We start from the raw sequence: 6,688 nt of genomic DNA on the forward strand, positions 1-6,688 counted from the left end.
CCCGAGACACGAGATAGCCCCCGCGGCTGCCGGGCCCGGGGGCTGGCCGACTGCGAGGGAGCCGACGTGACGAACCGTACAGTCCCAACTCCGACCGCGGGAGAACCCGCCGGCATCCTGCTGGAGCTGCCCGCCAGCGTGGTGGAGGTGCTGGGCTTGCCCGCCCTCGAGGACCTGCGCGACGACCAGGCGCACGGCCGTAACTGCGTCTGGTGTAGCGACGGCCCGCTGACCGTCGCCGCCTCGGTCGACCTGGGCGAGCAGACGAGCCCGCTGTCGAGCACCACGCCCAGCGCCCCGATGCGCTGGTTCCCCCGCGCCTGCCGCCCCTGCATCGGCCGGCGGGCGTACGGCGCCTTGCTGGACCACGCCCCGGGCTGCAAGGAGGGGTGCCGCACCAGCGCGCTCGGCTGCGAGATTGGGCGGACCCTCAACCGGCTCGTGCGGGAGGGACGGCGATGATCTGCGACCACTGCGACCAGCCCATCGAGGGCACGCCCAGGGAGATTCCCGTCGACTCGCCGACGGGGGCCGCGCCCAACGTGTTCTTGTGCCCGGAGCCGTGCCGTCCGGCGGTGCCGAGGCAGACGACCCAGGTGTCGCTGTCCCGCTAGGCTCCCGGTCCGGCGTGGCTGCGTGGCCGCGCCGGGGTCGGGGTGGTGTGATGTGCGTCCGCCACCCCGCTCGCGCTCGCCGTCCCGCGGCTGGAGCGCGGACCGCCCCGCCTTCCCGAGTGGAGGGCGGGGCGGTTGCATGTCGGCTCTAGTGCGGGCAGTCCTTCACCCACCAGCCGCACACCGGGCAGTAGTCGTAGGTGCGGGCCAGCGCGGTGCGGATGAGTCGGAGGATCATGGTTTCACCTCCCTCTCGACCCGCTTCGGGTACAAGATCAACAACCCCTCCCCCGGCCCCTCCTGGACGCGGTCGATTTCGTCGCTATGAGCTGCGTAAACGTCCCCCTCGGAGGGGGGTGGGGGAGTGGCGGACGAATCGGACATACGACGCCGGGCCGACCGCCACAACGCGACCGTGCCGACCACCCACACCGCGAGGATTCCGGCCTCCGTCGACACCGCGAACACGACCGCGAGCGCCCCGCCGCCGAGGACGACCAGCACGCACCCGCCGGCCGCCCGGGAACGCTCCTCCGGCTCCTCTTCCTGCTGCCGCCGCGCGGCCATCACAGCGCCCCATAGACGGTCGCGCCGAGCCAGTTCGCGCCCTGGGCGAGCGGCACCGCGGCAAACCCGGCCACACCCGCGCTGGTGCCCAGAGTGACCCCGCACCAGGTGCCCATCAGCAGGTCGCCGCCGTACTTCGACGACTTCTTGATCGCGACCACGATGGCCACGGTGAGGATGAAGACGATGCCGCCACCGGTCTGCGTGAGCGGCAGGTAGACGGCGCCGCCCGCCCGCTGGCCCGCCTCGGTGCCGACGCCCCACACGAGGGCGACGTCACCGAGCCAAGAGGTGATCCACAGCGCGGTGCGGGCGGCCCAGCCGATGATCCCGCCGATACCGAGGATGACGAGGACGCCGTACGCCCACCCGATCAGGAACGGCAGCAACCGGCCGACGTGGCGCAGTGGATCCTTCTGGAGGGCCTTGCCGGGCCACCACTTGACGAGGGTGGCGATGAGGATGCAGATGCCGACGGTCACGCCGCCGAACGTCACGTACGTCATGCGGGGGCCTCAGTGGAGGATGGCCACGGCGAGCGCGGCGAAGGTCAGGATGAGCGCGCACGTCCCGGTGATCGGGGGCACGGTGCGGAGGTCGACCAGGGCGAGGCCGGCCAGGGCCGCGAGCGCGGCGAGCGCGAAGCAGGCGGCGAGGATCACGAGCCGACCAGCTCGCTCTGGATGCGCCGGGCGCGCGGCTGGCCGATCGAGTACGTATCCCGTAGGGCCCGGATCGAGGGCGCCCGCCCGTCCTCGAGGACGTCGGCGAAGTCGGTCCGGGCGCGGGCGGTCAGCTCGTCTTCGGCGGCCGTGTATCCGTCCGGCAGCGGGGGCGTATCCGGCGTATCCGTACCCGGGTGCGCCCCGGGTACGGTGTCGTCGCCGCGGTCGTGTCGGTCCTGGTCAGGCTGCGGATACGCCTCGGGGTACGTCGGGGTACGGGGGAGTTCTTCGAGGCTGGCGAACGGGCCGAGGACGGGCAGCGCCGGCACTTCGGGGGTGGGCACTGTGGGGGGTGTATCCCGCTGTACCTCGGGCTCCGGATACACCTCGGGCACGGCGGATACGGCNGGCTCCGGTCGGGTCTCGGAGAGGCGGTGGACGCGCCAGAGGACGAGCGGGGCGACCGCCGAGACGGCCACCACCAGGGGCACCGAGACGGGCAGCAGCCCGACCTCCACCAGGTGGCTCGCAGCGTTCACCGCGACCAGCGCGGCCACGACCGCGAGGACGTCCCGGCGGGCGCGCAGGGCGGCGATGGCGTAGACGTCCAGGGCGGCGGGGACGCCGGCGGCGACGTACTGGCCGAAGCCGCACGCGACGGCCAGCTCGTACTCCGCCGACGCGAGGACGACCAGGACCGCGGCGAGGGCGGCCCAGAGCAGGGGGTCGCGCTTCACAGGGTGCCTCCGGGATGAGGCAGCGCCTGGGCGCGCGGGCAGGGGGACGGTACGGTCAGGCACTGGGTCTGACTCCTTGATCGGAAGGTGTCGGATCAAGGCGCCGTCTGGTGGGTGAGATCACCGGGCGGCGCCGCTCTGTCTGCGGAGGGCAGACGAGCGGCGCCGGGGAGGGCCACGACCGCGCGAGGGCACACTCAGGGCACAAGACCCCGAATAGCACTGCGCAACGATGGCAAATACTGTCAGTAGTTTTCGCACGTCAACCGGCCTTTCGGCGGTAACGTGCAGGTCAGACGATCAAGCGGACGGTACGTGAACTACCGGTAGGGACTGGGCACGCGGACGTCACGGGAAAGGGTGGGCGCCATGCCGGCGCCCACCCTTCTCCGTGCGTCGGCCGCGTCCCGGCGGTGCGCTCAGTCTCGGGAGTTGCCGAACAGGAGACGGTAGGCGACCAGCAGGACGAGTGAGCCGCCGATCGCCGCGGCCAAGGTGGCGCTGTCGAAGCTCTTGTTGATCGGGTGGTCCAGCCAGCGGGCGGAGATCCAGCCGCCGATGAACGCACCGGCGACGCCGATGAGGGTCGTACCGATGAAGCCGCCCGGGTCGCGGCCCGGCAGCAGGAACTTCGCGATGGCCCCGGCCAGCAGCCCGAGGACGATCCAGCTGATGATGCCCATGCCCTGTACCTGCCCGTCGTACTCGTCACGTGTCGTGATCGTGCTTACCACACGTGGGCTCATGCGGCGTTTTGGCCGTGTTGGGGAGGAAGACGCCTAGGCCGCGCCCCGCGGTTGCGCCGGTCAGCAGGGTCCGGGCCATGACCCGCTCCTCCGCCGCCTCCGCGTCCGCGTCCGAGCTGCGGCGTGCCCTGGGGGTCCGGGACGCCGTGGTGGCCGGGCTCGGCTCGGTGCTCGGGACCGGGATCTTCGCCGCCCTGGGCCCGCGGCGCGTGGTTCCGGCGGTGGGGCTCGTCGGGTGCGTGACACCGGCGTTCGCTCTGCCATGGGTGCCGGTGGCCGTGGGTGCCGGTGTGCCGGCGGCGGGCATGGCCTCGTACGGCGTGCGGTGGCGGCCGGCGGCTCGGCAGGGATCCGGGCCTCCGTCCCCCCGGTCCGTCAGCGTGCCGCGAACGGCTGGTCCGTGCGGACGATCTCGCGGCCCAGCGGGAGCAGGGAGACCGGGATCATCTTGAAGTTCGCGATGCCGAACGGGATGCCGATGATCGTCAGGCACAGCGCGATGCCGGTGGTGATGTGGGTGAGGGCCAGCCACCAGCCCGCGAGGACCAGCCACAGCACGTTGCCGACGCAGGAGGGGGCGCCCGCGCCGCGGCGCTCGACCGTGGTGTACCCGAAGGGCCACAGGGCGTAGACGCCGATGCGGAACGAAGCGATGCCGAAGGGGATGCCGATGATGGTGATGCACAGCAGCACGCCCGCGAGGAGGTAGCCGAGGAACAGCCAGAAGCCGCTGAGGATCAGCCAGATGACGTTGAGGATTGTCTTCACCGGTAATGACCTGCCATCTGTTCGAGTCGGGCGATGCGCTCCGCCATCGGCGGGTGCGTGGAGAACATCTTCGACAATCCCTGGCCCGGGCGGAACGGGTTGGCGATCATCATGTGGCTCGCGGTCTCGATGCGCGGCTCGGGGGGCAGCGGGAGCTGCTGGGTGCCGGTCTCCAGTTTGCGCAGGGCGCTGGCGAGGGCGAGGGGGTCGCCGGTGAGCCGGGCGCCGGACGCGTCGGCCTCGTACTCCCTGGAGCGGCTGATGGCCAGTTGGATGACGGTGGCCGCGAGCGGGCCGAGGATCATGATCAGGAGCATGCCGAGCAGGCCGGGGCCCTCGTCGTCGTTGGAGCGGCCGATCGGGATCAGCCAGGCGAAGTTGACCAGGAACATGATCACGGAGGCGAGGGCACCGGCGACGGAGGAGATGAGGATGTCGCGGTTGTAGACGTGGCTGAGCTCGTGGCCGATGACGCCGCGCAGTTCACGCTGGTCCAGGATGCGCAGGATGCCTTCCGTGCAGCACACGGCCGCGTTGCGCGGGTTGCGGCCGGTCGCGAAGGCGTTGGGCGCCTCCGTCGGGGAGATGTACAGGCGGGGCATGGGCTGGCGGGCCTGGTTGGAGAGTTCGCGGACCATGCGGTAGAGGGCCGGGGCCTCGAACTCGCTGACCGGGCGGGCGCGCATGGCGCGCAGTGCCAGTTTGTCGCTGTTCCAGTACGCGTACGCGTTGGTGCCGAGGGCGACGAGGACCGCGACGATCAGGCCGGTGCGGCCGAAGAAACTGCCGATGACGATGATGAGTGCGGACAGTCCCCCGAGGAGGACTGCGGTCCTGAGCCCGTTGTGCCGGCGGTGCACGGTACGCCCTCCAAGTGGTGCGGCAGGGGAACCCTTCGCTTGCTGTCGTCCGACGCCACTGGTGGCGTGGTGTCACCTCCAGTGGACCCTTACGTACTGGTCAACGCCAGGCGGGAGTCACGGGTTCCCTGGAGCGTGCGACGGCGCGCGGGCCGTCCGGGTGAGCGGGACACCGGACGGCACGCGCGCGTGGAGGCCGGGTGCCCGGCGCGCGCGTGACGACTCCCCGGTGTTCCCCGGTGTTCAGAACAGACCGGTGCTCGCGAAGCGCAGGACCAGTTGGGGCGCGCCGGACAGGGCGATGCCGAGGACGGCCGTGAGGGCGAGGGCCGCGGTGAGGGGGGCCGGGGCGCGGTGCCGGACGGGTTCGCCCTCGGGGGCGCGGAACAGCAGTGCCGTCCACTGCAGGTAGTAGAACAGCGCGATGACCACGTTGACGGCCATGACGACGGCGAGCCAGCCGAGTCCGGCGTCGACGGCCGCGGAGAAGACGGTGACCTTGGCGAACAGGCCGATGACGCCCGGTGGCAGTCCGGCCAGGCACAGCAGGAAGAAGGCCATCAGGAGGGCGGTCAGCGGGTTGGTGGCGTACAGGCCCCGGTAGTCCGTGACGCGGTTGCGTTCCCTCGTACGGCCCACGAGGGCGGCCACGGCGAAGGCGCCGAGGTTCACGGCGGCGTACATGAGGGCGTAGGCGACCGTGGAGCCGATCGACTTCTGGGGGTTCTTCGCGTACCCGGCCGCGGCGATCGGCACCAGGAGGTAGCCGGCCTGGCCGACGGAGGACCAGGCGAGCAGCCGTACCGCGCTGTACGCGCGCGTGGCCTGCTGGCGCAGGGCGCCGACGTTGCCGACGGTCATGGTGAGCGCGGCGAGCACGGCGAGCGCCGGCCCCCAGGCGCCGGCGTACGACGGGAGGGCGACGACGGTGACGAGGATCAGGCCGGTGAAGCCGACGGCCTTGCCGATGACCGACAGGTAGGCGGCGACGGGCAGGGGGGCGCCCACGTAGGTGTCGGGGACCCAGAAGTGGAAGGGGACGGCGGCCGTCTTGAAGGCGAAGCCGACGAGGGTGAGGACGACGCCGGTCTGGGCGACGGTGTGGAGCTGTCCGTCGACGTGCTGGACGCGGTCGGCGATCTGCGTGAGGTAGAGGGTGCCGGTGGAGGCGTAGACGAAGCTGACGCCGAGGAGGCTGACGGCGGTGGCGGTGACCGAGGACAGGAAGAATTTCAGGGCCGCGTCGGAGGACTTGCGGTCACCGTGCCGGAGGCCGACGAGGGCGAAGGCGGGCAGGGAGGCGACCTCCAGGGCGACGATCAGGGTCGCCAGGTCGCGTGCGGCGGGCAGCAGCGCGGCACCGGCGGCGGAGGACAGCAGCAGGAACCAGAACTCCCCTTCGGGCAGTGCCCCGCGCGCGTCCTTCAGCGCGGTGACCGACAGCAGGGCCGTGAGGAGCGCGCCGCCGAGGACGAGGAACTGGATGACGAGGGCGAAGTGGTCGGCGGTGTAGCTGCAGACGCCGGTCTGTCCGGTCAGGCAGAACGTGGTGCGGCGGCCGTCGAGGAGGGGCAGCAGCGACAGGGTGGCGGCGGCGAGGCCCGCGACGGAGACCCAGCCGAGGGCGGGCTTGCGGGCGGCGGGCACGAAGAGGTCGGCGACGAGCACCGCGAGCGCGACCACCGCGGTGAGCGTGGGCGGTGCGATGGCGAGCCAGTCGACGGACTGGAC

8 protein-coding genes and 1 pseudogene are annotated in these 6,688 nt (G+C 71.8%); 1 reads left to right on the top strand and 8 read right to left on the bottom strand.

The genetic code is table 11. From position 1 onward, the window contains the following. Nucleotides 1-66 precede the first annotated feature (66 nt). A complete protein-coding gene (locus RH94_RS30400; RefSeq protein WP_073951555.1) occupies nt 67-462 on the top strand; it encodes a hypothetical protein in 396 nt (131 codons plus the stop codon). A gap of 386 nt (nt 463-848) precedes the next feature. Here the strand turns inward: RH94_RS30400 and RH94_RS30405 are convergent, their stop codons facing one another. The 8 genes and pseudogenes from RH94_RS30405 to RH94_RS30440 all read right to left on the bottom strand — a co-directional run. Then, nucleotides 849-1,181 (bottom strand): hypothetical protein, encoded by a 333-nt coding sequence (locus RH94_RS30405; protein WP_143204100.1) that lies wholly within the window; start codon nt 1,179-1,181, stop codon nt 849-851. Next, nucleotides 1,181-1,687, bottom strand: coding sequence for a hypothetical protein (locus tag RH94_RS30410; protein ID WP_073951557.1), 507 nt, complete (start codon nt 1,685-1,687; stop codon nt 1,181-1,183). Before RH94_RS30410 ends, RH94_RS30405 begins: the two co-directional genes overlap by 1 nt. 9 nt (nt 1,688-1,696) lie before the next feature. After that, complete coding sequence (locus RH94_RS41615; RefSeq protein ID WP_199881093.1) at nt 1,697-1,843, bottom strand: hypothetical protein; 147 nt, start codon at nt 1,841-1,843, stop codon at nt 1,697-1,699. Next, nucleotides 1,840-2,253, bottom strand: a pseudogene (locus RH94_RS45020) (hypothetical protein); the annotation flags it as partial. The gene RH94_RS41615 and the pseudogene RH94_RS45020, both read right to left, overlap by 4 nt. A 749-nt stretch (nt 2,254-3,002) precedes the next feature. Beyond that, complete coding sequence (locus RH94_RS30420) at nt 3,003-3,266, bottom strand: GlsB/YeaQ/YmgE family stress response membrane protein (protein ID WP_073951657.1); 264 nt, start codon at nt 3,264-3,266, stop codon at nt 3,003-3,005. A gap of 438 nt (nt 3,267-3,704) precedes the next feature. Next, nucleotides 3,705-4,097: a YccF domain-containing protein gene (locus RH94_RS30430; RefSeq protein ID WP_073951559.1), complete on the bottom strand. Its 393-nt coding sequence runs from the start codon at nt 4,095-4,097 to the stop codon at nt 3,705-3,707. Further along, on the bottom strand, nt 4,094-4,957 hold the full coding sequence (gene htpX / locus RH94_RS30435) for a zinc metalloprotease HtpX (protein WP_073951560.1): 864 nt from the start codon (nt 4,955-4,957) through the stop codon (nt 4,094-4,096). The genes RH94_RS30430 and htpX overlap by 4 nt, the downstream gene beginning before the upstream one ends. A gap of 243 nt (nt 4,958-5,200) precedes the next feature. Beyond that, a partial coding sequence (locus RH94_RS30440) for an NADH-quinone oxidoreductase subunit N (protein ID WP_143204101.1) occupies nt 5,201-6,688 on the bottom strand: 1,488 nt, incomplete at its 5' end.

It is taken from the genome of Streptomyces kebangsaanensis (assembly GCF_001906585.1).
Taxonomy (GTDB): domain Bacteria; phylum Actinomycetota; class Actinomycetes; order Streptomycetales; family Streptomycetaceae; genus Streptomyces; species Streptomyces kebangsaanensis.

What these genes read in the sequence shown, in the direction of transcription:
- RH94_RS30405 (WP_143204100.1), bottom strand. Translation starts at nt 1,181, where the DNA reads ATGGCCGCGCGGCGGCAGCAGGAAGAGGAGCCGGAGGAGCGTTCCCGG.
- RH94_RS30410 (WP_073951557.1), bottom strand. Translation starts at nt 1,687, where the DNA reads ATGACGTACGTGACGTTCGGCGGCGTGACCGTCGGCATCTGCATCCTC.
- RH94_RS30420 (WP_073951657.1), bottom strand. Translation starts at nt 3,266, where the DNA reads ATGGGCATCATCAGCTGGATCGTCCTCGGGCTGCTGGCCGGGGCCATC.